The organism is Mesocricetibacter intestinalis, from assembly GCF_004363295.1.
Classification (GTDB): domain Bacteria; phylum Pseudomonadota; class Gammaproteobacteria; order Enterobacterales; family Pasteurellaceae; genus Mesocricetibacter; species Mesocricetibacter intestinalis.
Genome location: NZ_SNYQ01000001.1, coordinates 600,175 through 626,564, shown reverse-complemented (window position 1 = coordinate 626,564; position 26,390 = coordinate 600,175). Strand labels below are relative to the sequence as shown.

Genomic DNA, 26,390 nt, shown 5'->3' with positions numbered 1-26,390 from the left:
CCGTTACCGGTCAGGCTAACATTGCCTTTACCTTCACCCGGTGCTGTTGGGCTAATAGTAATGCCATCCCCATCCACTTTAGTTGTGCCGTTATCGCCGGTTGTAGTAACGGAAGTGAGGTTCGCCAAATCTTTGGCCATCTGTACAACTAATTCATTGCCGTTACTGTCTACACGAAGATTTTCAGAAGAAGCGTCTTTACCATCGGCAAGGGTACCTTTGATAGTGAGGGTTTCACCTAAATTCTTATGAATATTACCGCCTTTGTTACCGGCAAAATTTAAGCCCTTATCAGTCAGGTATTGGCTGGCATTATTGGTAACATTTACCAAGTCGCCGGTAGTCGCTAAAGCCGAACCGTCAGGTGTTGAAGCATTACCGTTTGTGAAAGTAGCGCTACCGGTATTGGCCTCCACGGTATAAACCGTACCGTTAGCAGAAGGAGTAGGAGTAACCTTGATATTATTCCCCGCTTCCACAACGGATTTGCTGGCATTTAACTGTGACAGATTTACCGCATCTAATGGATCGGTACCGTCCAGCACATTAGTAATTTTTTTATCACCGGCATTGATGCCGTCTTTGGTTACACTTGGTCCGCCGGCAATTGTCAAACCGGCATTATTTAAGGTGCTGTCCCCTACTGTAACGCTGCCTGATGTGCCGAGATTCAATGTATTATTTAAGTTAATCTTAACCTTACCATCTGCTACAGAAGTATTGATATTAGTATTACCGCCTTCAACGCCAATACTTTTATCCAATTTGCTAGAAACATTACCGTTTTGTGTAGTTAAACCGAAAGTGCGATCATCTACATATTTTTTATTGGCCGCATCACCATCCTGGGTCGGTGCACCTACATTTTTCAAAGTAACATTATTAAAATTCACCGAACCGTTGGCTCTAACGGTTAGATTGCCGGTATCTACACTGTCAAAAGTCGGGGTAGAAGATGTCGCAATGCTGATTTTCTGACCGGTTTGAGTAATATTGATATTTTTACCCGCATCAACAACAACGGTATCACCCATTTTGATATTAGTTGCAGTATTACCTGTTACATTACCGCCGGTAGAACTGCTGGTATTGATATTCCAGCCTTTGGCAATTTCGTTATTTAGATTGGTAACATTCTGATTGGTAGCATTTAACTGTGAAAAGTTAACCGCATCTAATGGATCGGTGCCGTTCGCTACATTAACAATTTTATTATTACCATTATTTAACCCGTTAGTCGTCAGACTAACATTATCTTTACCGGCAACCTTAGGATCGATAACGATACCGTCGCCGCTCACTTTAGTTGTGCCGTTATCGCCGGTTGTAGTAACGGAAGTGAGGTTCGCCAAATCTTTGGCCATCTGTACAACTAATTCATTGCCGTTACTGTCTACACGAAGATTTTCAGAAGAAGCGTCTTTACCATCGGCAAGGGTACCTTTGATAGTGAGGGTTTCACCTAAATTCTTATGAATATTACCGCCTTTGTTACCGGCAAAATTTAAGCCCTTATCAGTCAGGTATTGGCTGGCATTATTGGTAACATTTACCAAGTCGCCGGTAGTCGCTAAAGCCGAACCGTCAGGTGTTGAAGCATTACCATTTGTGAAAGTAGCGCTACCGGTATTGGCCTCCACGGTATAAACCGTACCGTTAGCAGTGGGATTAGGAGTAACCTTGATATTATTCCCCGCTTCCACAACGGATTTGCTGGCATTTAACTGAGACAGGTTTACCGCATCTAATGGATCGGTACCGTCCAGCACATTAGTAATTTTTTTATCACCGGCATTGATGCCGTCTTTGGTTACACTTGGTCCGTTAGCAATAGTCAGACCTGCATCATTTAATGTGGTATTGCCTGTTTTAACGTTAGTTGCAGTAACATTAGTAACATCAATATCTTTTGATAAGCCATAAGTGATGTTATTACCGTTCTGGGCAATTTCTAAATTTTTGCCCGCACCATAAGTTATGGTGCTACCAGCTTTTACTTGCGTACCTGTAGCATTCGCTCCAGCAATAACTTGATTATTATTTTTTACAGTATTAACAGTATGATATGAATCATTGATAGCACTAGCGACATCCGTTACGGTTGCAATAGAACCATTAGTAGTATTTGCTACCGCAGTACCATTTGGATTAACACTAACATTACCTGTTTTTACCGCAATAGTATTATTGGTAATCTGAGTAGTAGTATTATCACCTTTAATAATATTGCTTGTATTAACTGCTAATTTGCCATTAGCATTTTTAACGATAGTACTATTATCATACTGCACATTTACTTTTATAACTGAACTGTTAGCACTAGAGTTACGTTCAAAATTTACCTTAGTACCATCACCATCGCTAAGGTCTACGGTATCATAAGTTTTAACAAAATCTACGTTTTTATCATTACTTCTTAAATTCCAACCGGCATTTAGCACATCATTAACATTAGCAGCATTAGTAACATTAACATTTGCTTTTGGAAAACCCTCTTGCCCTGGAAGACGATACTCATAATTTAATATGGAAGGTAAATTATCATCAATTCCACTTACTGCACCATTAGTAACATTAGTTCTGCCCACCTTAAAGGAACTATTGGCTGTAACAGTCTCAAAAATCGGCGTAGAGGAGGTAGCAATACTGATTTTCTGACCGCTCTGAGTAATATTGATATTTTGACCTGCATCAATAAAAACCGTATCACCCATTTTGATATTGGTTAAAGAATTACCTGATACGTTACCGCCGCTAGAATTGCTGGTATTGATATTCCAGCCTTTGGCAACTTCTGTAGTTAGGTTGGTAACATTCTGATTAGTGGCATTTAACTGTGAAAAGTTAACCGCATCTGTAGCATTGGTACCATTAGATACATTAGTAATTTTCTTATTACCGGCATTGATACCATCTTTTTTGGTTACGCTTGGTCCGCCAGCAATAGTCAAACCGGCATTATTTAAGGTGCTGTCCCCTACTTTAACGCTGCCTGATGTGCCGAGATCCAAGGTATTATTTAAGTTAATCTTAACCTTACCATCGACTACGGAAGTATTGATATTAGTATTACCGCCTTCAACGCCAATACTTTTATCCAATTTGCTAGAAACATTACCGTTTTGCGTGGTTAAACCAAAAGTGCGGTCATCTACATATTTTTTATTTGCCGCATCAGTGTTATTTGTTGGCGTGCCCACATTAGCTAAAACATTACCGCCAAAATTAACAACACTATTTGGACGAACTGTTAAACCGCCGGTATTAACACTGGTAAAATTCGGTGTTGCAGAAGTTGCAATGGTTACTTTTCCGCCTGCTTGGGTAATATTAATATTATCCCCGGCATCAATAGTAACAAGCTGCCCCTTTTCTACGCCGTGGGTTGTATTATTCGTTACATTACCGGTACCGGATTTAGATGTAGTTAAATTAAACATTACACCGGATAAGCCGTTTTGATCTTTTAAAGCTTCAATAGCCGCAAATAACTGAGAACCATTAACAGCATCAGTAGAGTTCTCACTCACTCGACCTGCTGCAACATATTGGAGTTGGCGAGGAGAAGTAGAATTACCAATAGAAAATACCGGTGTACTGGCATTTGGCGCACCTGCATAAGTAATATTCGAAGTATAATTGCCAATTGTAAGTTTTTGTGTCTCAGAACCATAATGTACCGACTCAGCTCTCGAACCATATCCGATTGCTACACTGTTGGTTGAATTAGCACGGCTATCTCCCCCGATAGCAATACCATGTCTTCCCCTAACTTCCGCATTTTTATTTAGAGCTGTGCTACCCTCATTATTTGGTCCTTCACCAATTGCAATCCCTGCTCCAGACCAAATATAGTCATTATTACCCCCCTGAGTATTTGGCGTCCATGCATATGCAATTGAAGAGGTACCTAAGATAGTTGCTGCGGTTAACAACGAACCGGAAGTAAGATTGAGCAACCCTTTTTTCTTATTCTTCTGTTTTTTAGTCGAACTAGAACTCGACTTCACATAGCCCTTCGCTAACTCGGAAACGGCAACCCATACTCTTAGAGAATGGTTATAGATAACTTTAAATACCTTATTCATACTGGTAAAGTTCCTTAATTTAGATATAGATTTAAAAAATTTAAACAATGGACACCTAATGCCCTAATCCATAGATTTACGGCAAAGGTTCCCAAAACAGCCCTTTAACTGATTTAAGTTATAGCAAGCTATTTACAAAAAATTATTTTTGAGCATCAAAGATTAGGCTTATCAGCGCCCGTGGTTATCGTGCAGATAACCGGCGCATACAGCTAAAGCGGTTGTTATACCGCTAGCTGCCGCATTCCGATAAGGATCAATATAGATGTCGGGATCAGTTACCTTCCCCCGCAATAGGATATGTTCCATAAAAATTGGCTCCTGATATTATTAAATAACTACTGCTCACCGCCGAATAAAAGTAATGGCGGATAAAATGGGTAAAATCTTGCATTGATAAATACAAAAAATAAAAAAGGAGAGCATACGGTTTAACTAATAAACCGTATGCTCTCCTTTTTTATTCAAAGACAGCCCCGCGAGGGATAAGTCGATGCTGTCCCTCTTGCTTGCTTGCTTGCTTGCTTGCTTGCTTGCTTGCTTGCTTGCTTGCTTGCTTGCTTGCTTGCTTGCTTGCTTGTCAGTGTAACGGTGCTAACCATAATTACAATATATTCTCGCTAATATCTTGTTAAAAATATGATTTTCAGCATCCATTCTGAAAAATTATCTTATAACTACCTTAAATATTTATCTAATTACTGAGTTAAGGATTTAAGAAATTTTGACATTCTATTTAAATCCCCATAACAAGTAAACTTTTTTTTAACATAAATGAAAAATAATCTGAAATCATATAGTTGAATGCTATCTTCTTCACATTTTTAAGCAAAATAAGCTATAATGCCCGCGATTTTTATTCCATATATACCAGATTCCCATTCAGGGTATCGGATAACTTAAAAGAGGTTTGTATGACAACGCCGGTAGTTGCATTAGTGGGACGCCCGAATGTGGGAAAATCCACACTATTTAACCGCCTGACCCGTACCCGTGATGCACTGGTGGCGGATTTTCCGGGGCTAACCCGAGATCGAAAATACGGCCAGGCGAATATTGCCGGCTATGATTTCATTGTAATAGACACCGGCGGGATCGACGGCTCGGAGCAAGGGGTGGAAGAAAAAATGGCGGAACAGTCGCTGCTTGCCATTGAAGAAGCCGATGTGGTTTTGTTTCTGGTCGATGCCCGTGCCGGACTGATGCCCGCCGATATAGGTATTGCCGATTATCTGCGCCAGCGTAGCCATAAAACGACAGTGTTAGTTGCCAATAAAACCGACGGTATTGATGCCGATTCCCATTGTGCCGAATTTTATCAACTGGGTTTGGGAGAAATCTCACAAATTGCAGCCTCACAAGGGCGGGGCGTTACTCAACTGATGGAAAGCGTACTGGCTCCCCTCGCCGAACCTGTTACAGCGGAGGATAGCGCCGAAAATGTACAGGATGAGGAATCCGATGAATGGGAGAATAGTTTTGATTTCGCCGATGAACAGGACGCTGAACTTCTGGACGAAGCCCTTGCCGAAGAGCTGGCAACGGAGGAAGAAAACAATATAAAAATCGCCATTGTCGGCCGCCCGAATGTGGGTAAATCCACCTTAACCAACCGTATTTTAGGTGAAGATCGAGTGGTGGTTTACGATATGCCCGGCACTACTCGGGACAGTATCTATATTCCCATGGAACGGGACGCTCAACACTACACCATCATTGATACCGCCGGGGTACGCAAGCGCGGCAAAGTTCGTTTAATCGTAGAGAAATTTTCCGTAATCAAAACCCTACAGGCGATTCAAGATGCCAACGTAGTATTGCTCACCATTGATGCACGCGAAGGCATTTCCGATCAGGATTTATCCCTGCTCGGCTTTATTCTGAATGCCGGACGGGCGTTAGTGATCGTGGTCAATAAATGGGACGGGCTGGATCAGGAAATCAAGGACAGGGTAAAATCCGAACTCGACCGCCGTCTGGATTTTATTGATTTTGCGCGGGTGCATTTTATTTCCGCACTACATGGCAGCGGCGTGGGGAATTTGTTTGAATCGGTGCAAGAAGCCTATGCCTGCGCCACACAAAAGATCACCACCTCTCTGCTTACCCGAATTTTACAGATGGCTACCGATGAGCATCAGCCTCCGATGATCAGCGGGCGTCGCATAAAATTAAAATATGCTCACCCGGGCGGTTACAATCCGCCGATTATTGTGATTCACGGCAATCAGGCGGATAAACTGCCAGACAGCTATAAACGCTACCTATCCAATTATTATCGCCGCAGCCTGAAAATTATCGGCTCACCGATTCGCCTGCTGTTCCAAGAAGGAGATAACCCTTTTGCCGGCAAACGCAATACCCTAACGCCGAATCAGCTGCGCAAGCGTAAGCGTCTGATGAAATTTATTAAAAAGGCGAAACGCTAGGCGATCAAAGTGCGGTCAAAATCCGGCGACTTTTTTAAGCCCTATGAATAGGGTAAGAGATTATAACCCGGAAAGAATACTAAAGCGGTATTCCCTCGGAAAAAGTAATTTACGGAATAAAATATTAAGGGCGCAGATTATAATGCGCCCTTATTTTATCACCGAAATTCAAACTTGGTTCAGACAAGGCATTTAGAATTAGCCGATATAAAAAGAGGCAGAAAAATACCGCTCTTTGTCGCCATTGCTCTTGAATCGAGCTTTACTATTTCAAGGCTTTAATCGGTAAATGACGATATTTCAGATGAACCTTAATAAACAGAATCATCGCCACTAATGCCAGGCTCGAGCCGACAAAACCGATATCCGCCAGCCCCATATGCCGCATTACCTGATTACCGATCAGGGCGCCGCCGCCGATACCTATATTATAGATTCCCGAATAAATCGCCATTGCTACATCCGTCGCATCGGGCGCAAGCTGCAATACTCGAATCTGCAGGCTTAATCCCACTCCGGAAATACCTATCCCCCAAATAAATACCAAGGCAAACATAAAGTATTCATTATCGCTCAATGGTAACAACAGCAGTAGCGCCCCCACCAGAATAGCCATGGCTACCAATAAAAATTTTGCCGGGCCGAAACGGTGAAAACGATTAAATAGCAAACTGGCTACAATTCCCGATAAACCGAAAACCAATAGAATCGCGGTGGCCATACCGGCATCAATATTACCGATTTTCAACATAAAGGGTTCAATATAACTATAGGCGGTAAAATGCGCCGAAACAATAATAATGGTCAACACATATAGTCCCACCAGCAACGGTCGCTTAAATAACAGAGGGACACTGGCCAGCGACCCGGCATTTTTGCTCGGTAAATAAGGCAGCAAGCGGGCCAATAATATTAATACCGCACAGGCGATAATGGCGATAATCGCAAAAGTCGCACGCCACCCCAACCACTGCCCGATAATACGTCCCAAGGGTAAACCCAGCACCATTGCCAATGCGGTTCCCATCGCCAGCAGCCCCAAGGCCTGGGTTTGTTTCCCCTTAGGAGCGATACGCACGGTAAGAGAGGCGGTAATCGACCAAAAAACCGCATGGGATAAAGCCACCCCAACGCGAGATAACAGTAAGATCCAATAATTCCAGGCAAATACCGATAAAATATGGCTGCCGATAAACAGAATAAAAAGTTTAATCAGCAAGCTACGCCGTTCCTGTTTCGCAGTTAACAGCATAAAGGGCAACGACATCAGAGAAACAATCCAGGCATACAGGGTAATCATCCAGCCCACTTCTGATTCCGGCAAAGAAAAACCGGCGGCAATATCGGTTAAAAGCGCCACCGGAATAAATTCGGTAGTATTAAAAATAAAGGCCGCAAAAGCCATGCAAACCACTCGTAAATAGGCGATGCGCTGAGCCGCCCGGGACAATGACATCATTATCTTAATTTCTCTTTAATCAATTTTTTCACTTGTTCACGGAAACTTTTATTCAGTTCCAGTTTATACTGCGGAGAACCACAATCGCCGAAAAAACGCACCGGTAATGCGAGCGCGCTATATTCTTTTTTATTGATACCAATCTGAATTTTCGCCTCGCATTGCATATCCGTAAGCGACATATTGCCGTTTCCTTCAACTCGGATCTTATCGGTCAGCAATAAAAGATATTCAACCGCCACGGAACTCCCCTGCCAAGACAAGGCCGACGAAAGATGTTGGAAGGCGGTTTGGGTATTTTCCGTGTTAAAGCCGCTTTCGTTATAGTGCAACGGCAGATAATCGCGCACCATACGCAGCAGATTAATCCCATCCAACCTTCCGTCCGATACGCTTAGGTGCATTCTTCCCGCCGACGGGCGACCGCGCTCAATGATTCCTTCGGCGGAAATATCACTCCTACCGCTAACCGGTGCGGGCAAACGCATAACCTCAAGCAAAGGTTGCAAAGGAAAGGATTGTGCATTCAGGCTGAAGTTATAATGTGCCGGCGCGCTTTCGCGAATTTCCGCCTTCAGTCGGCAACGCCCGCATTCCGTTGCCCCGAAGTTCAGGGCATAAGAATTACGCAGCTCATTCGGCAGCGCCAAGGTAGCCTCGACACCCGCTACCCCCCAACGGTTAATTTTCAGCTTTTGCGCTTTCAATTCATAATCCCCACCATCGGTTCGATGCAAATAGCCCTGCTCAATTTCCGCATAGAAGGATTTATTCGCTGCATAGGTGGCACGGGGAGAGGTGATTTCCACCTTTAATTCCTCGGCTTCAATACCCGCTGTAATCAGCCCCATATTGCCGGATAAATTCAGCCGCTCCAGTCCGGCATTTTTAGCACTTAGCAAAAAAGTAAAACTCAGAGGCGCTGTTCGCGGTTCCCTTAGTCCGGTTTTCAGCCAATATGCCAGCATCGGAAGATCCTCGGCATAAAGTGCGGTTGGTTTTAACAGCAGATTTATCGCATGAAAATCCGGATAAGTCCGGAAAGAAAGATAAATTTCGCCTTCCTGCAGCTGCACGGCATTAATTCTCGGACGGGCGCCGAGCAATGAGAGGAAATCAAATTTTATTTCAAAGCGAGCAAAAGACGCCTTTCCCCCTTTAGCATCGCTGCCGGCGGGAAAAAGATATTTCACTTCTTCGGCAATAAAAACGGGCGAGGGCAAAAGGTTAAAATGCAATTCTCGCACTTCAAGCCCCTGTTCGGCAAACACCGATTTAAGGCGCTCTTCAATTTTTCCTGTTTGTAGGAAAAACAAAAACAGTACAAAAACCGCTGCACCTACTAACCCTATCCCTATTTTTTTGCCCATCATCCGTCCTTAGATAATTATTGTTAATCCTGATTAATGCGGCTGGCAACCGCACTTTGCTGATTCTTATATTTCGCATCCCTACGACAATTATAAGGCCTTAAGGCCGCACCGCTGAGCACTTCGAAGCTCAGCGCACCGATAACCATATTCGGGCGTAATGCCAAGGGCAGACGCCCGGAATTGAAAAATTCCAGTACTATTTTACCCTCCCAGCCCGGATCGATACGATGGGCGGTAACATGAACCATCAGCCCCAAACGCGCCAGCGAAGAACGGCCGTCCAGCCACCCGATAATATCCGCCGGCAACTTAACCACTTCCAATGTGGTGGCCAGCGCCAGCATACCGGGATGCAGGAAAAAAGGCTCGTCATCAGCCAGAATAATTTCTTCGCTCATTACCCGTTCGAGCTGAGCGCTCACTTCTTCGCGCGGCCCGCTCAAATCAATATAGGGTGCGGAATGCTCGCGAAAAACGCGAAAGGAATTACCCAAGCGCACATCTATCGTCGCCCCGTTGATTTTGTCATTATCCGGACGCGGCGTTAACTGAATCAGCCCCTCATCCAGATATCTTTCGATATCGCGATCGCATAATCTCATACCCTGCTCCTTATTTTTTACCCAACAGATGCAAAATCTGTGCTTTCAGCATATTAATTGCAATACGGTTTTTGCCGCCGCGCGGAATAATAATATCCGCATATTGTTTCGAAGGCTCGATAAATTGCAAAAACATCGGCCGCACGGTTTTACGATATTGTTCGATTACCGATTCCATAGAACGGCCGCGCTCCTGCATATCCCGTTTCAAACGGCGGATAAAACAAATATCCAGCGGCGCGTCCACAAACAGGGACAGGCTAATTTCATTGCGTACCCGTTCATCCGTCAATAGCAGGATACCTTCCAGAATAATCACTTTCTTCGGTTCAAAATGAGTTACTTCCTGCATACGGGTATGTTCCACATAGCTGTATTTCGGAATATCCACCGCTTGACCGGCTTTCAACGCCTTCAAATGGCGAATCAGTAAATCCCGATCCATAGAATTAGGATGATCATAATTAGTTTGCACCCGGGTGGCAAAATCCAGATGGCTCTGATCCTTGTAATAGCAGTCTTCCGAAATAATCCCGATTTCTTCGCAACCTAATTCGTCGCAAAGCTCGCGATGAACGGTGGAAGCAATCAAACTCTTACCGGAAGCGGAAGCGCCGGCCACGGCAATAATAATACAAGGCATAGGGGATAGCGTCGACATAAGTACTCACCTGATGAAGAAAAACCCTGTCATTATAAAGAAAAACCGCCCCTGTTGACAAATCGTGCGAACGCCGGCTGCGCTCCTTATTCTGTGAGGCAACTCACGTTATTATTTTTTCCGTTGCGTTAAACTCTAGTGATCCGGCCGTTCAATCGAACTGACCGTGCAAAGACTGAAAATTTAGACGAGGTTATTATGAAAATAAAAAAAATTTCTCTTGCCGTTTCAACCGCTCTTTTAGGCGTGGGGTTAATGCTGAGCACGGCCGCCAATGCCAAAGGTCGTCTGGTCGTTTATTGCAGCGCGACCAATCAAATGTGCGAAGCAGTTACTCAGGCGTTCGGTAAAAAGTTCGATGTAAAAACCGCTTTTATCCGTAACGGTTCCGGCAGTACCTTTGCTAAAGTGGAAGCCGAAAAAAATAATCCTCAGGCCGACGTTTGGTACGGCGGCACCTTCGACCCGCAGGCTCAGGCTGCCGAACTGGGTCTGCTGGAAGCTTACCGCTCACCGAATATCGATCAGATTGTAGAAAAATTCCGTGATCCTGCCAAAGTCAAAGGTAACTATGTATCCGCCGTCTATATGGGGATTCTCGGCTTCGGCGTAAATACCGAACGGTTAAAAAAATTAGGTATCAATGAAGTACCGAAGTGCTGGAAAGATCTGACCGATCCGCGCTTAAAAGGCGAAATCCAAATTGCGGATCCGCAGAGTTCGGGGACCGCCTATACCGCCATCGCTACCTTCGTCCAGTTGTGGGGAGAGGATAACGCCTACAACTATTTCAAACAGCTGCATCCGAATATTTCTCAGTACACCAAATCGGGAATCACCCCATCACGTAGCACCGCTCGCGGCGAAGCGACCATAGGGATCGGCTTCCTGCATGATTATGCGGTGGAAAAGAAAAATGGCGCACCTATTGAGATGATTGTACCCTGTGAAGGTACCGGGTATGAACTTGGCGGTCTGAGTATCCTCAAAGGCGCACGCAACCAGGAAAATGCCAAACTCTTTGTAGACTACGTACTATCTAAAGAAGGGCAGGAAGTGATCTGGCAAAAAGGCGAATCTCAGCAAACACTGACCAATACCACCGCTCAACAATCGCCAACCGCTTTTGATCCTACTCAATTAGAACTGATTAACTACGATTTCGAAAAATACGGCTCCGCCGACGAACGTAAACGTCTGATCGAAAAATGGGTGCAAGAAGTAAAATTAGCCAAATAACAGGCAAGGAGACTACAATGAAAAAACTGAAATTGACCGCCGCCGCATCCGCACTTGTACTGGCCGGTATTCTATCTGCGGGCAACGCAGCCGCAGCCGGGCGTTTAGTGGTTTACTGCAGCGCACAAAATACCATGTGCGAACAGGAAACCCTCGCCTTTGAAAAAAAATATAATATTAAGACCAGTTTTATCCGCGGCGGTACCGGTAGCATACTGGCTAAAATTGATGCGGAGAAAACCAATCCGCAAGGAGATGTCTGGTACGGCGGCACCCTGGATCCTCATTCTCAGGCGGGTGAAATGGGATTATTAAGCCCTTACAAATCGCCGAATCTTGAACTTATTGTCGAACAATTCAGAGATCCCGCTAAAGTAAAAGGGAACTACACCTCCGCCATTTATCTCGGCGTACTGGGCTTTGGGGTAAATACCGAACGTCTGCAGAAACTGAATCTGCCCGTTCCTAAATGCTGGAAAGATTTGACCGATCCGCGCTATAAAAATGAAATTCAAAGCGCCGATCCTCAGAGTTCCGGCACCGCCTATACCGCACTGGCCACCTTTATTCAACTGTGGGGCGAAGATAAAGCCTTCGCCTATCTGAAAGAGCTGAATAAAAACGTTTCCCAATACACCAAATCCGGTAATACCGCCACCCGCAATACAGCGCGCGGCGAAGCCTCTATCGGTATCGGTTTTTTACACGAACATTCGCTGGAAAAAGCCAAAGGCGCACCGGTCGAGCTAATAGTTCCTTGTGAGGGTACGGGTTATGAAATCGGCGGCGTCAGTATTATTAAGGGTGCCAGAAATGCGGAGAATGCCAAACTGTTCGTAGACTGGGTTCTTTCCAAAGAAGCTCAGGAGCTGGCTTGGCAAAAAGGCGAAGCCCATTCCATTCTGACCAATACTACGGCGCAGCAATCACCTTATGCGCTGGATTTCAAAGGGATCAACCTAATTAACTATGATTTTGATAAATACGGTTCAAGCGATTTACGCAAACGCTTAATCAGTAAATGGGTTGACGACATAAAATTGAATAAATAGCCTGCGGGCCGTTCATAGGTACGGATAAATCGTTATCCGTACCCTTTTATCTATCCGTTATTTTTCCGTGCGAGAGTCGTATGAACGCAAACAAATTTAACATTACAGATTCTGTCAATTTCTGGGTAATACTCTCTGTTATTGCCTTTTTCATTTTTCCCTCTCAGGCGCTGGACTATGGATTATGGGAAAGTACCGGCGATGAATTTCTGGCAGCTATGGGTTGGTCTTCCCTCAATCTCAGTATCTTATGGTTTTTGCCTTTGGCGGCCTTTATTATTCTCCCCGGTCTGAAACTGTCCGTAGTTGCGCGGGCAAAAGCGGAGCTGGCGTTAGTCGCCTTTATTCTGCTTTTCAGTTTTATCAGTGCCAGTTTGTATAAAGTCAGCATGGGTTATTCGGTCATTGTATTGATCCTCAGCCTGAGCGCCATCGCCACCCTGGCCTTGGCCAGACTGAAAGTGATGCAGGGGGATAAATTTATTATCGCTTCCCTGCTCAGTATTATCCTGCTCATTTTCTTCTTTATCGTTTATCCTACCGTCGCCATCTTTATTTCCATGTTTTACGACGGTGAAACCTTTGCACCGGAACAGGTAATTCGTATTTTAGGGCAAAATTATATTGTCCGCGTAATCGCCAACTCGCTGCTATTGTCCGGCTTTGTCGGTCTGGTATCCACGGTGTTCGGCCTGGCTTTTGCCCTTTACACCACCCGCATTGCCAGAAGAACCGCCTTTATCGGTAAAATCTTCTCCATTCTACCGATTGTTACGCCGCCGTTCGTCGTTGGTTTAGGCGTAACCCTAATGCTCGGCCGTTCCGGTTATGTAACCGAATTTCTGGATACTTACTTCGGCTTCAGCGATCATAACTGGCTGTACGGTTTTAACGGTATCGCCATTGCTCAGATTCTGGCTTTCGCGCCCATTTCCTTTATGATTCTGGACGGTGCGCTGAAGTCCATTCATCCCTCTATTGAAGAGGCTTCTTATACCTTACGGGCAAATCGTTATCAGACCTTCTATAACATAATCTTCCCCTTACTGCGTCCCGCTTTGGCTAACTCCTTTCTGATTGTTTTTATTCAATCCCTGGCGGACTTCAGTAACCCCCTGGTTCTCGGCGGCAGCTTTGACGTAATCGCAACCCAAATCTATTTCTATATTGCCGGTTCGCAGCTGGATTACGCTTCAGCCAGTACCCTAGGTTCCATGTTATTAATCTTTTCTCTTGCCATCTTTATTGTCCAGTATCTCTGGATTGGCAACCGTTCTTACGTTACCGTATCGGGAAAATCCTACCGCGGCGACGTTCAGGATCTGCCGGGCGGATTAAAATACAGCATCGTCTTTATGTTGGGCGCTTGGATTATCTTCAACCTAGCTTTATACGGCAGTATTTTCTACGGCAGCTTCACCGTCAACTGGGGCGTGGATTACACACTTACTCTGAAAAACTACAGTATGCTGTTCGGACAAGGACTAAGCGACGGCGCATGGCCATCGCTACTGAATACCATGCTATATGCCGGTATCGCCGCGCCTTTAACCGCATTATTCGGTTTACTGATAGCCTATATTGTGGTGCGTAAAGATTTCCGCGGTAAGAAAACCCTTGAATTCCTAACCATGCTCTGCTTCGCCGTTCCGGGTACCGTAGCCGGGGTGTCCTATATTCTGGCTTTTAACAGCGCACCTATGTATATCACGGGTACGGGAATCATCATCATTATTTCCATGGTAATGCGCGATCTGCCGATAGGTATGCGTGCAGCAATCGCCGGTTTGGGGCAGTTGGATAAATCACTGGACGAAGCTTCCCTTTCTCTAAAAGGCAGCTCATTGAAAACCATCTGGTTTATTGTCTTTCCGCTGTTAAAACCGGCTCTGCTGTCCGCTCTGGTTACCAGTTTTGTTCGCGCCATGACCACCGTCAGCGCCATTATCTTCTTGGTTACCGCCGATACAAGGGTTGCCACCGCCTATATTTTAAACCGGGTGGAAGACGGCGAATACGGTATTGCCATTGCCTACGGTTCCATTTTAATCGTCGTGATGATGGCAATTATTCTGTTCTTCGACTGGATCGTGGGCGATACGCGTATTGCACGTTCTAAAGCGAAAAAAATGAATTAATGAATTAAAGGTAGTAATAATATGAGCAATAATGATTTTTTAGTATTAAAGAACATCACCAAAGCCTTCGGTAAATCCGTGGTTATCGATAATCTGGATTTAACCATCAAACGCGGAACCATGGTTACCCTGCTCGGCCCTTCCGGTTGCGGCAAAACAACGGTGCTGCGTTTAGTCGCCGGCCTGGAAAGCCCCACCTCAGGACAAATATTTATTGATGGCGAAGACGTTACCAAGTCTTCGATTCAGAACCGGGATATTTGCATCGTCTTCCAGTCTTACGCATTATTTCCGCATATGTCTATCGGCGACAATGTCGGCTACGGCCTGCGTATGCAGGGGATAAGCAAGGAAGAACGCCGTCAGCGCGTTAAAGAAGCGCTGGAGCTGGTAGATTTAGCCGGCTTTGAAGATCGTTTCGTCGACCAAATTTCCGGCGGCCAGCAGCAGCGAGTCGCCTTAGCGCGCGCCTTAGTCCTAAAACCTAAGGTCCTGCTATTTGACGAACCTCTGAGTAATCTGGATGCCAACCTGCGTCGCTCCATGCGGGAAAAAATCCGTGAGCTACAGCAGCGCCTAGGCATTACCTCCCTCTATGTAACCCATGATCAAACTGAAGCTTTTGCCGTTTCCGACGAAGTTATCGTGATGCACAAGGGAAAAATTATGCAGAAAGCGCCGGCCAAAACCCTGTATCTGCAACCTAACTCATTATTTCTGGCCAATTTTATGGGTGAAAGCAGCATTTACCCAGGCCGCCTGACGGAAGGGGAAGTCGAAGTTAACGGCTACCGCTTCCCCTTAGCCGAACACGCCCGCTTCGGTCTGCCCGACGGCGCCTGTCTGGTGGGGCTCCGTCCGGAGGCCATAAGTTTGCAGGAAAACGGCAGCCCGGCGCAGCTATGCCGGATTAAAAGTGCGGTCTATATGGGTAACCACTGGGAAATCATCGCCCAATGGGGAGAACGGGATCTGTTGGTTAATGCAAGTCCGGACGCCTTTAATCCGAGTGCGCAAAACGCCTATGTGCATCTTGCCCAACACGGCGTCTTCCTACTGAAAGAGGAATAAACGCAAAGGGCCGGAGGCATAATAGCCCGCCGGCCCGACTAAACAGCCCCCTTAGCCTACCCCGTTAAAAGGCATGACAGTGCAACGCAAAAACTGCTATACTTTGCGCGCTTTAACATACAGAAAGGATATTATTATGGCTGATTTTAACAAAATTCTTACCCCGGGCGATGTAGATGCGGGCATTATCAATGTAGTAAACGAAATCCCTGCGGGCAGCAATCATAAAATCGAATGGGATCGTAAACTCGGCGCCTTCAAACTGGACCGCGTAGAACCTGCTATTTTTGCCAAACCGACCAACTACGGCTTTATTCCGCAAACATTAGATGAAGATGGCGATGAACTGGACGTATTACTGGTAACCGAACAGCCTCTGGCTACCGGCGTGTTCCTTGAAGCTAAAATCATCGGTGTAATGAAATTTGTGGACGATGGTGAAGTGGACGATAAAATCGTCTGCGTACCGGCGGACGATCGCAATAACGGCAATGCCTATAACAGCCTGGCAGATTTACCGGCCCAGCTGATCAAACAGATCGAATTCCATTTTAATCATTATAAAGCCCTGAAAAAACCGGGTTCAACCCTTGTTCAGCACTGGGGCGACGTGGCCGAAGCCAAAGAAGTGATTAAAGAATCCATCAAACGCTGGAACGAACAATAATCCCTTTTCAAAAGCTGCAATTCTCTTTGCAGCTTTTTATTTTTCCTCCCCAATGCACAGGCAGGCATAATAGGCAAAAGTGCGGTCATTTTTTCCAAAGTTTTTTTCCGCCCCAAACCGCCGCCCTAGTCAGCCCCGGATTATACCCCGCCATTGAGTGAATTTTATTTTAAACAAGCCGAATTTAATCTACTGTAAGAACGCATTATAGGCCTCAGCAAATATAAGCCGATATGGACGGCCAACTCATAAACCTCATTAAGGCTAAAATGCTCAGCGAATGCAGATTGAAACCTCAGCTATGCTCGGGCCGAATAAACTTTAAATTTTCCAGTTTTTGCCAATAACCGGTGTGAGCCAAAACAAGCGTCCAATAAATCGGGGTAAGGCAGAAAAGCATTGGCGACAATGCGCAACTCACCACCCGGCCGTAAATGGGCGCGGGCATGGCGAATCAGCGCCTCAACCGCATAATAAGCGGTATCTATACCATCATGAAAGGGCGGATTGGAGATAATCAGATCAAACTTTTCCTCTATATGGGAAAACACATCACTGGCAACGACTTTACCCTTCAAGCCGTTTTCCGCCAAAGTACGTTCGGCGGAAGTCAATGCCATAGCGTGAATATCCGCCATAGTCAACTCTGTTTCCGGATAACGGCGTTGGATATAGCTGCCGATAACCCCGGCGCCGCAACCCATATCCAGTACTTTTTTTCCAATCTTGCCATCTAGTGTGGAAAGCAGTAAATCCGTCCCCGCATCCAACTGCACCGCACTGAAAACCCCGGGCAGACTATAGATACAGAGATCCGCCAATTGCGGGTGGCGGTAGCTTTGCCAAAACGCCGTTGTTTTAAACTGCGGCACGGATTTCAATTCAAAATGATATAAGCCGCAGCGCCGCGCGCCGTCTATTTTGGCAATATCGCCGAAAGGGGCCAGCAGTTTCTCTACGGAACGAACGCCGCAACGGTTTTCACCGATAATTAACATTTGCTGTCCGGGCCGGCTGTTCGCCAGCATCTGCATCAGCTGAAACTGCACTTCCTGTTTATTTTTACTCCAGTAATAAATCAGTAAATCCGCCCCGCCGTCGAATTCCGTACCGAAACTGACCGCACTTTGCTTACGGGCATAATCGAAATAAACCGACCAAATAAGTACGGAACTGCCCGCTTCCCGTAATTTTTGCGGAAACTCGTCTTGCAACACACCGGCAAACAACAGGGTTTTATTTTGTAATAGGGAAAGATGGCGTTCGAGAACCTGGCTTTGAGCAGAAATCACGTTGGTAATCCTATGGCTGATCAGATAAAATACTGCCGGTTATTATAAAGGAAAACGAAAACCGAATGAACAGACGCGATCTTCTTCTGCAGGAAATGGGAATTAGTCAGTGGCAATTGCATCGTCCGCAAGCGCTGAAAGGTGCGGTAAATATTCCGGTAGCACCGCATATCGCCCTGATTATTATTGCGGAAAAAATTCTCTCGCCGGCAGAAAATATTCTGAGCGATATTTTATCCGCCGCCGCATTGGAGGCGAAGGACTGTCTGTGTATCGATTTTATTCAAGCCGGCTATCTGCATACTTCCCATCCGGTAACTTACTGGCTGCTCAGTGAAAACAGCGAAAAAGTCCAGCGCACTTTACCCTTGTGCAAGCAAGCTAAAAATCTGTGGCGTACCTCCGATTTGGCGATCCTTAAACAATCAGGTGCAGAAAAACGCCGTCTGTGGCAGCAAATACAATGTTCATTAACCTAAGTGATTATGCCGACAACTATTGATTTTCTTCATCCGCAGGATTTCTCCCGCTTGCTTGAAATTGAGCGGAGCGCCCATCAGGTACCATGGTCAGAAGGCACCTTAAAAAATAATCAAGGAAACGCCTATCTTAACCTGAAAATGCTGTGCGGCGAGCGGATTATCGGCTTTGCCATTTGCCATACCGTGCTGGACGAAGCCACGCTGTTTAATATCGCTATCGATCCGGCCTATCAGGGACGCGGCTTCGGCTTATCCTTACTTACCGATTTAATCCGTCGGCTAGGTGAACGGGGAATAGCCACATTGTGGCTGGAAGTGCGAGAATCCAATAAAGCGGCCCTCGCCCTATACCATAAACTCGGCTTTAATGAAGTGGAGCGGCGTAAAAACTACTATCCTACCGCCGACGGGGGGCGAGAAAACGCCATTGTGATGGCCTCTTATCTGTAAAGCGCCGCCTTATCGATAAGCTCAGTCATAGGCTTCGTACATCATACGGAACCAGGCTTCGCTATTTTCTATAATTTCATCGGGATTAATATCGCCCTGTTGCCACAGGCGCTGCCAATAAAGATCGGCGGGCTTATGGTAATCCCCCTTGGCCGCTTTTTCCAATAAGGCAAGGCAGGCCTCGCGCGGGGATATTTCCTCTTCCCTTAGTTTTAAATAACTTTTCAGTTCCCTATCCGGCGCCAACTGCATTCTTGTCGCACCGGCCAGATAGCTGTCCAGATATAGTTTAAGCTGTCTAAGGGCCGCATCTTTTTCAATCGGGTGAAAACTATGGGTTTCTACTTTATCCCCCTCGATACTGTAAAAACGCGGCGGACAAACCTCCTGTTCGGAAGAAGCGCGCTGTAATAAATAATAAAGCCAGTTTTCAATAATAAATTTATCCTTAAGCCGACCGGCGTACCAACAAACCCTTTGCTTTTGTTCGCCGAACAAAGGGCCCAAATTGCCGTACAACAATACCTCACCGCCGGAAACAACAACTGGTAGCTCAATAAAATCGTATTGAACCTGCTGCGCCTGCCATTGGGCGATAATTTCCTGCAAAGGCGCCGTTTCCGACGAGATCTTCTGGGCATAAACCTGACCGAAAGCGCCTTGCGGCAGAGTTCCCTTCACTTTTAGGGCCTCAAAGAGAGGGCCTTCTTCTCCCTGCTCCAGCAATGCCTGTTTAATCTTATAGAGTTCGAGTCCGTCAAGGGTAAAATTTTCATAGGCTGGAATCGATTCCTGCTGTTGGCGAAAATAAACGCCGAGGCGTTGTTCAAAAAAGAATTTAAGCGGATGCTGCACAAAGCTGATTAACCGTTTCAATTCGATTTCCTTTTCCCGCTCCGCAATTCCCTTTAAAGGCTGATTAAACTCCCGCAGCGGGCTAAGCTGCTTATTCGCCAGCGGTAACCATTCGGTAGCAAAGGTGCGATGGGTCTGCGGATTAAAATTATTCGGGCTGAATACGGTCATGGCATGATATTGTACCAGGGGTTTTAATTTGGGATTATCTCTACCCGCTTCATCTTTCGCCGGCGGATAATCGGGGAGGTTTTCATACAAATAATCCAGCAACTGATTCACCAGAATCGAAGGTTCCAATACCTCATTATCCACAATGGAACGCCCGATATAACTGATGTATAAATAATCCTGCGCCGCCAACAGGGCTTCAAGGAATAAGTAGCGATCGTCATTACGCCGACTGCGATCCCCTTTCAGATGATGGTACTGCATCAAATCAAAGCCGTTCGGTGTTTGTTGGCGGGGATAGTCCGTTTCATTCATCCCAAGCAGACAGATCACTTTAAACGGAATGGAGCGCATCGGCAGTAGGGTGCAAAAATTCACTTTTCCCACCAAGAAACTTAATCCGTTATGATTACTATCCAGACGTTCGCAAAGGCTATCCGCCACCACGTCAATATCCAGGGGCTGGCTAAAGCCGAAGCCCTGCAGCTGTTCGCTAAATTGCTGTATGCAGTTTTTCAGATACAATAAAATGTCGCCGCTCTGTTCGTCGCTGTAAAAGAAATCCTCAATCAGAGCGTTCAGATAAAGATACCATTCATCAATTTTATGAGGCTGTTGTAAACAATGATGCCAATGATATAAGGCATTAATAAATTCCGCCAACCGGCCGGCGCTTTTTCCGCTTAACCCGTAACTGCCGTCAAAGCCTAAAGTATCCTGCCAGACGCCATTTTCTTCGCCCATGGCATATCCAAGCAGCATACGTTCAAGACCGGATTGCCAGGCGTTATAATTCGTGTCCGCCGCCGTCGGATATTTATCCAGACCGAAACGGATAACACAGTCTTCTACCCAGCGATGAATTTGTTCCAATTCGTCATTTTCGATACCGAAGCGCTGACGAATGGCGGGAATATCCAGAAAGGCCAGTACCTCTTCGGCGCTAAAGCGACTTGTTTTCAAATTCAGCAGGCTCAGAAAAGCGGAAACCAAAACCTCAGTGGCGGATAATTTGTTATCACTGATGGAAAAAGGAATATAGCGTTTATCCCTATTCCCGTTTCCCTGCCCCAGATCCGAGCGGTATTGGCCGAATACCGCTTGAATATAAGGGGTATATTTATCAATATCCGCGACCATCACCACAATGTCTTTAGGGGTTAAATCCGGTTCTCGCTTAAACAAATGCAGCAAATAATCATGCAGCACTTCCACTTCACGCATTTCGCTATGGCAAGCATGTAAACTCAAACTTTCATCCCTTGGCGCCAGATGCAGCATCGCCGCTTGATTAGGAGCCAAAGCAAGAATCCGCTGCTGAATCTGAGATAACAGGGGCGCCGGTGCCGAAAGATCCGGTTGCTGCGGAACAAACGCGCTGATTTCCTGATCCGGCTGCGCTTCGGTCAGCAAATACAGAAAATCCCTGCCAAGTTTTCCCCACATAGCCAATAAAGGATGGCCGACTTGTAATTTTTCCCCTTCGTCGCCCGTTTCCCATTGCTCCGCCGCCAATTCAGTCAACTGTTGTTGACTGAATAAAGAGGTGCTATCTCCGCCCTGGTATAAGATCCGCTTACGCAAATTAAGTCTGGCAGCAAAGGCGGGATCTAAAATATCCCCCCAATATTCCCGGCTCGGATTATTGAAAAACAAATGCAGATCGCAATACCGCCCCAGTGCAATTAGGGTTTCCAAATACACCTTGGGTAAAGCGGAAATGCCAAAAATAAAAATTCGCGCCGGTAAATTTTTCGGCCGTTCGGAAGCAATATGTGCCAGGTAGCGTTGATGCAGATTAGCGCGGTGATTACGACTCTGGGCAGCATCAACCAGCGCTCGCCACAGCATACCTTGCCAACGAATATCCTGCGCCAGCCGACCTAAAATCGCCCTTTCACCCTCTGCCGTTTGTTGCTCTATCTGAGCTAGAATAAGGTCTTCCCGCTGATTTTCCCAAGCCTGAATCCAATCGGGACGATAAACCAAATATTGGTCGAATAAATCTGCGATTTTTAATGCCAGACGATATAGTTTATGCTGCTCCGTTTGTTGTTCTCGCTCCAGATAATGAAAGAGCGGTTGAAAATCCCGATGATTTAAATAATCCGGAATCAGGCGCATCAGCCGCCATGTCATCGCCTCTTTACCGAATTGAGCATAATCCGCCGTATCCGGCAGAATTTGTGCATATAAGCGCCATATAAAAGTAGCCGGCATGGGGAAACTCAGATTGGCGGCAATCCCTTTTCTGTCGGCAATATTCAGCTGTAACCATTGAGCCATGCCGGGGCTTTGCACCAGAATAACCTCGCTTTGAAAAGGATCCCCCACAGACGAATCAAGCAGTTCGATCAGAATATCCTTCTGTACATCAAGATCATTGGAATGATAGACATTAAACACGGCATTTCTCACTTTAGACTGGTATGGGTACCGGGTTATTTTCAATAACTTTTCGCCCAACCGCAAGGGGTTTAAAGGATTATTTCACCGGAAGGATAGCTGACTTTGATTTCTTCGCCCTGGCAGTAAATATGAAACATAATTCGATTTCGGCGACAGGAGGCGCTACAGGGCAAACCTAATAGACGCCGTTGTCGCTGATTGTCGGCGATTTGTAAGGCCTGATAGCGCTGATAAATTTCCACCGCCGTTTTACGCTGTTGTCCGTGCCAGCGTCCAACAGCAATAAAAACAACAGAAAACAACATCAGGCTGAATAAAAATGAAAGCATTCCTTGGCCTTTATAACTTATTCGCTTCAAAATCATGCCAACTTTTCTCCGCCAAACGCCACAGTCGGTAACCTTGCTCCGCGCCGGCAATAGTGCCGGCATGATAAGTGATTTGAATCCCTTCGCTGCGCTGCAGCTTTCCGCCCGTAATCACCGCACCGCTGATTTTTCCTTTACCTCGCAGGGTTAAATTTCCCTCGGCAACGACCAGCGCATAAATATTTCCATTTAATTCCCATTGATTATCGCTGCCGGAAAACCAATAAAGTTTATTCTCATAAAGAGAGGCGGCGTCTTCAAGTTGCGAGCGGAAAAACGGAAGACTTTCAAGGTGAACGAATAGCGGAAAACCGCCTTCATTTATACCTTTAGTCGGTAAGCGCTGAAACAGGCGGTGCCGCCGACAGATTAAAAATTGCTTTAACTTGGCTTCGGGATGAGAACTGCGAAAAACCACAACATAAGTATTGGCTGCGTAAGTCGTCGGAATATTTTTGCATACGGAATGCCGCCCGCCCATACTTTGTTCCAGTAGCCAATGCTGCTGTTGCATATAGTTTTGCCGTTGAGCAATAATCCCTTGATGCAAACTGATCCCCTCATCAGTAAAACGCTGCATCAATAGCAAAAAGGCGATCAAAAACACCAATATGCTTATATTTACCACCCCTCTGCGCAACATATTTACCATGGGCGTTCCTCATTTATCAGCGGTACCACGGCGGAGGTCGCATAACTGATATGAGGAAAATTGCGCAGATGCCCCGCCAGTTCAATCTGAACGCCTTTATTATCGGCCATAGGGCTGAACTTCAATTTGGTTATGAGATATATTTGCGAATCGGCTAAATCCGCCCAACCGCCGCCGTTACAGGCCTGTTGGCCTAAATAAGCCTTACAGTCAGCCATCTTGCAATGTTGATTTACCGCATTTTTATAAGCCAAACGGGTTTCAAGCATATTGTCGTGCAGCCGATAGCCGAATAATTCTCGTTCGATTTCGCCGGCGGTATTCTGCCCCTCCCTGCTACAGACGCCGGATTTAACTGTGGTTCCCAAACAACCGTTGCTGTCCAGATCATAAAAAAATAATATGCAGCTGCCCCTATGTTCCTGAGCCATCTCCCCAATAAAAAAGCTATGCCCCTCTTTGTCCGTTACGAACAAGTCAAAATTAGCCTGTTTAACCCTGTCGGATACGCCGCGGAAACCGGTACGGCGCAAATCTTTCGCCATTAATTGCAGCAGACGCTGAAGTTCCGCCTGTAACTGTAACTGCGCCATCAGTATTTTATTCTGTTGCTGCGACTGCGTATAAAAGCTGATCACAATCGTCAGTAGAAAACAGGACAAACCCATTGCTATCAGCATCGCAGTTAAGCTATGGCCGCGATATATCATGATTCCCCTTCTCCGCAATACAAGCACTATCTACACTGCCTTCTTTTACTTTCAGGCTACCCACATTAAAAAAACTGAACACCTTGCGCTGCATAGGAGTCTGCAGGCTAAAGCAAGCGGAAGAGGAAGTATCCCGCACTGCGTTTAAACGGGTAATTTCTCTCGGATAATAACGCCCGGCACTCAGCATTATCCGATGGGGGAATAGCGGGTTATAGAAATAAGCCTCGGTTTCCCGGGAACACAAAGTAGGATTCAAACAATCGCAACGCAAATCGGTTTTGCTCTGAGCGCTCAAACACCAGCGCCGAGCCTGTATATCCCGACTGGCAATCAATAACCAGATATCGCCGGAATTTTCCGCCAGCGACTGAATGCGACGCAGAAATAAATACAGATTATGCTGTTCCTTCTCCAACATAACCCTTGTTTCATGCTCTCGCCAGGCTGGTACAAATAAAACTATCGTTAGGCTGATAAGCAACATAACAATAAGTACTTCCGCCAATGTAAATCCTTTCTTCAAATCCGCTTCCTTCTTATTCCTTGTCTACTATAAATAGCGGTGTGCGGAAAAGTATCTACCTCCCCGGTTTATGGAAATAAGATCGCAAAAAGAAAGGAAATAAACAGCGGTCGGATTTTTAAATTTTTTATCCGGATAAGCAATACAAAAAAATATCGCCGTCCCTTAAACCAGCGGACGACGATATAGGTATTAATGAAAAAATTCAGCGGGAAGCTGTCGGATTAGGATTTTTCAACCGACAAATCTTTCACTAATGTCGATTCGTTGGTACCTTTGACTAAATCTATCGCATGCTGACAACTTCTTTTGCTTGCATAGCCTTCGCCGCTAGTTGCAATAGATTCATGATTACCGGCTTTTAAACGCCAGCGAAATTCACCTTTAGCGTCTTTATAAATTTCAAAATACATAGAATACCCTTATATCAAAACTAAACCATATGCCCTTATTTCCCCTTCGGCAATTCAGTAGGGCTGGCATTTTCCAGCCTACAGCCCAAGCACAATAAAAGCGGCAGCCCAGCAACCTAATAGATAAAACTTTAATCACTCCATATTTCGGCCAAAGCAATATCCAACATTGCAAGGTAAAATAAGACTAGCACAAAAATTTTCAAAAATAATCATTCTTTTTTTATATGTGATTAAGTTCAGCTATAAAAAGCACAGGGTAGCGAGCCTTATTAATAATTTAGTTGATAATCATATATTCTGCCTTCAAGCGATAATCCTCTATAAATATTTTAATACTTAGCCATCTAAAGGTGGTGCAAGAACTTTCAACAAAAGACACTGATAAGGTAGAGTTTAGACACTCAGCCACCAACAGATGGCTGCAGAAGCCCTCATTAATGGTTATCCCAAAGTATTAGTTTCAACACTCAGCCACCTAAAGGTGGCTGCTAAGCGCATGTCAGAGGCCGGCGATCTCCGTGATGTTTCAACACTCAGCCACCTACAGGTGGCTGCGGCATTGTTATACTCCTCAAGTGTAGGTTGGTTGTTTCAACACTCAGCCACCTACAGGTGGCTGCACCCCTCACCCAAAAGGATTGGGATTTGTCGCTTAGTTTCAACACTCAGCCACCTACAGGTGGCTGCACCCTATATATTAAGGCCTTGCTATATCAGGCTTTATAGGCTTCGATTCGCTAACCTCAAATATAAAAGCGATTAGCAGTATAGCATGAGATTTATCCCCATATTATGCTTTTATAATTTATTGATTATTAACAATTTTCCAAGATCGCTAGGCTAGCGGTGTTTGAATGAGAAGTATAGGTTAGCGAAGTATACAATCAAGCGATTCTTACCGATAGCTATCATTAGTTTTACACTTAAGGATTTCGGCTCCATATACTCATTGGTACAGGATATATTTAGTGAGGTAAAAATATCTACTGTATCCGGAGAAAAATTCAAATCAGCTCAAACTTCGGCGCAATCAGCAGTTATTTAGAAAAAACAGAAGATCCGATTAATTTATAAATTTGCTCTTATTGAGATTAAGTGGTGGGTCGTGAGAGACTCGAACTCTCGACCAACGGATTAAGAGTCCGCTGCTCTACCGACTAAGCTAACGACCCGAAGCGATATAGGTGCGTTATATAGAAGTGGTGGGTCGTGAAGGATTCGAACCTTCGACCAACGGATTAAAAGTCCGCTGCTCTACCGACTGAGCTAACGACCCTACT

The 26,390-nt window shown here is 45.5% G+C and carries 20 protein-coding genes, 2 tRNA genes and 1 CRISPR repeat array; of the genes, 8 read left to right on the top strand and 14 right to left on the bottom strand.

Annotation, left to right across the window (positions count from 1 at the left end; translation table 11 throughout):
• Positions 1–4,088, bottom strand: a 4,088-nt coding sequence (locus EDC45_RS02825; protein ID WP_208107234.1) for an ESPR-type extended signal peptide-containing protein, incomplete at its 3' end; no start/stop codon positions are given.
• A gap of 914 nt (positions 4,089–5,002) precedes the next feature.
• Between EDC45_RS02825 and der the strand changes: the two genes are divergently transcribed.
• Entirely contained in the window at positions 5,003–6,517 is a 1,515-nt protein-coding gene (der, locus tag EDC45_RS02820; protein ID WP_133543225.1) for a ribosome biogenesis GTPase Der, read from the top strand.
• Between the two features lie 265 nt (positions 6,518–6,782).
• On the opposite strand, the gene EDC45_RS02815 is transcribed toward der, so the two are convergent.
• The 4 genes from EDC45_RS02815 to udk are packed head-to-tail and all read right to left on the bottom strand — an operon-like array spanning position 6,783 to position 10,612.
• Positions 6,783–7,973 (bottom strand): sugar transporter, encoded by a 1,191-nt coding sequence (locus tag EDC45_RS02815; RefSeq protein ID WP_208107239.1) that lies wholly within the window; start codon positions 7,971–7,973, stop codon positions 6,783–6,785.
• Between the two features lie 2 nt (positions 7,974–7,975).
• Entirely contained in the window at positions 7,976–9,349 is a 1,374-nt protein-coding gene (locus EDC45_RS02810; RefSeq protein WP_133543221.1) for a hypothetical protein, read from the bottom strand.
• A 20-nt stretch (positions 9,350–9,369) separates the two neighbouring features.
• Positions 9,370–9,951 carry a dCTP deaminase gene (gene dcd, locus EDC45_RS02805; protein ID WP_133543219.1) on the bottom strand — a complete coding sequence of 194 codons (582 nt, stop codon included), beginning with the start codon at positions 9,949–9,951 and terminating at the stop codon, positions 9,370–9,372.
• Positions 9,952–9,961: 10 nt separating this feature from the next.
• A complete protein-coding gene (gene udk / locus EDC45_RS02800; protein WP_133543217.1) occupies positions 9,962–10,612 on the bottom strand; it encodes a uridine kinase in 651 nt (216 codons plus the stop codon).
• A 198-nt stretch (positions 10,613–10,810) separates the two neighbouring features.
• On the opposite strand from udk, the gene EDC45_RS02795 reads away from it, so the two are divergent.
• From EDC45_RS02795 to EDC45_RS02775, 5 genes are all read left to right on the top strand, one after another.
• On the top strand, positions 10,811–11,851 hold the full coding sequence (locus tag EDC45_RS02795) for an ABC transporter substrate-binding protein (protein ID WP_133543215.1): 1,041 nt from the start codon (positions 10,811–10,813) through the stop codon (positions 11,849–11,851).
• Between the two features lie 17 nt (positions 11,852–11,868).
• Positions 11,869–12,903: an ABC transporter substrate-binding protein gene (locus EDC45_RS02790; RefSeq protein WP_133543213.1), complete on the top strand. Its 1,035-nt coding sequence runs from the start codon at positions 11,869–11,871 to the stop codon at positions 12,901–12,903.
• An 80-nt stretch (positions 12,904–12,983) separates the two neighbouring features.
• Positions 12,984–15,041, top strand: coding sequence for an ABC transporter permease (locus EDC45_RS02785; RefSeq protein ID WP_166635096.1), 2,058 nt, complete (start codon positions 12,984–12,986; stop codon positions 15,039–15,041).
• A 21-nt stretch (positions 15,042–15,062) separates the two neighbouring features.
• On the top strand, positions 15,063–16,112 hold the full coding sequence (gene fbpC, locus EDC45_RS02780; RefSeq protein ID WP_133543211.1) for a ferric ABC transporter ATP-binding protein: 1,050 nt from the start codon (positions 15,063–15,065) through the stop codon (positions 16,110–16,112).
• A gap of 136 nt (positions 16,113–16,248) precedes the next feature.
• The gene (locus EDC45_RS02775) at positions 16,249–16,779 is read left to right on the top strand and encodes an inorganic diphosphatase (RefSeq protein WP_133543209.1); all 531 of its coding nucleotides are present in this window, start codon (positions 16,249–16,251) and stop codon (positions 16,777–16,779) included.
• Positions 16,780–17,078: 299 nt separating this feature from the next.
• Here the strand turns inward: EDC45_RS02775 and rsmC are convergent, their stop codons facing one another.
• On the bottom strand, positions 17,079–18,071 hold the full coding sequence (gene rsmC, locus EDC45_RS02770) for a 16S rRNA (guanine(1207)-N(2))-methyltransferase RsmC (protein WP_133543207.1): 993 nt from the start codon (positions 18,069–18,071) through the stop codon (positions 17,079–17,081).
• A gap of 65 nt (positions 18,072–18,136) precedes the next feature.
• Here rsmC and EDC45_RS02765 point away from each other — a divergent pair, with 65 nt between their 5' ends.
• Both EDC45_RS02765 and rimI read left to right on the top strand, forming a co-directional pair.
• Entirely contained in the window at positions 18,137–18,550 is a 414-nt protein-coding gene (locus EDC45_RS02765) for a DNA polymerase III subunit psi (RefSeq protein WP_133543205.1), read from the top strand.
• Positions 18,551–18,556: 6 nt separating this feature from the next.
• Complete coding sequence (rimI, locus tag EDC45_RS02760; protein ID WP_133543203.1) at positions 18,557–19,003, top strand: ribosomal protein S18-alanine N-acetyltransferase; 447 nt, start codon at positions 18,557–18,559, stop codon at positions 19,001–19,003.
• 21 nt (positions 19,004–19,024) lie between these two features.
• Here rimI and recC read toward each other — a convergent pair whose 3' ends face one another.
• From recC to EDC45_RS02720, 8 genes are all read right to left on the bottom strand, one after another.
• Positions 19,025–22,435: an exodeoxyribonuclease V subunit gamma gene (recC, locus tag EDC45_RS02755; protein ID WP_133543202.1), complete on the bottom strand. Its 3,411-nt coding sequence runs from the start codon at positions 22,433–22,435 to the stop codon at positions 19,025–19,027.
• 71 nt (positions 22,436–22,506) lie between these two features.
• Positions 22,507–22,767 (bottom strand): DUF5374 domain-containing protein, encoded by a 261-nt coding sequence (locus tag EDC45_RS02750; RefSeq protein WP_341777534.1) that lies wholly within the window; start codon positions 22,765–22,767, stop codon positions 22,507–22,509.
• A 10-nt stretch (positions 22,768–22,777) separates the two neighbouring features.
• Positions 22,778–23,458 carry a DUF2572 family protein gene (locus EDC45_RS02745; protein WP_133543198.1) on the bottom strand — a complete coding sequence of 227 codons (681 nt, stop codon included), beginning with the start codon at positions 23,456–23,458 and terminating at the stop codon, positions 22,778–22,780.
• A complete protein-coding gene (locus tag EDC45_RS02740) occupies positions 23,452–24,168 on the bottom strand; it encodes a PulJ/GspJ family protein (RefSeq protein ID WP_243728753.1) in 717 nt (238 codons plus the stop codon). Before EDC45_RS02740 ends, EDC45_RS02745 begins: the two co-directional genes overlap by 7 nt.
• Positions 24,149–24,694: a type II secretion system protein gene (locus EDC45_RS02735; protein ID WP_133543196.1), complete on the bottom strand. Its 546-nt coding sequence runs from the start codon at positions 24,692–24,694 to the stop codon at positions 24,149–24,151. The genes EDC45_RS02740 and EDC45_RS02735 overlap by 20 nt, the downstream gene beginning before the upstream one ends.
• Before the next feature lie 224 nt (positions 24,695–24,918).
• Complete coding sequence (locus tag EDC45_RS02730; protein ID WP_133543194.1) at positions 24,919–25,107, bottom strand: YegP family protein; 189 nt, start codon at positions 25,105–25,107, stop codon at positions 24,919–24,921.
• A 393-nt stretch (positions 25,108–25,500) separates the two neighbouring features.
• Positions 25,501–25,797: direct repeats of the CRISPR family, unit length 33 nt; unit sequence TGTTTCAACACTCAGCCACCTACAGGTGGCTGC.
• A gap of 409 nt (positions 25,798–26,206) precedes the next feature.
• Positions 26,207–26,282, bottom strand: a tRNA-Lys gene (locus tag EDC45_RS02725).
• A 28-nt stretch (positions 26,283–26,310) separates the two neighbouring features.
• A tRNA-Lys gene (locus tag EDC45_RS02720) sits at positions 26,311–26,386 on the bottom strand.
• Positions 26,387–26,390: the final 4 nt, after the last annotated feature.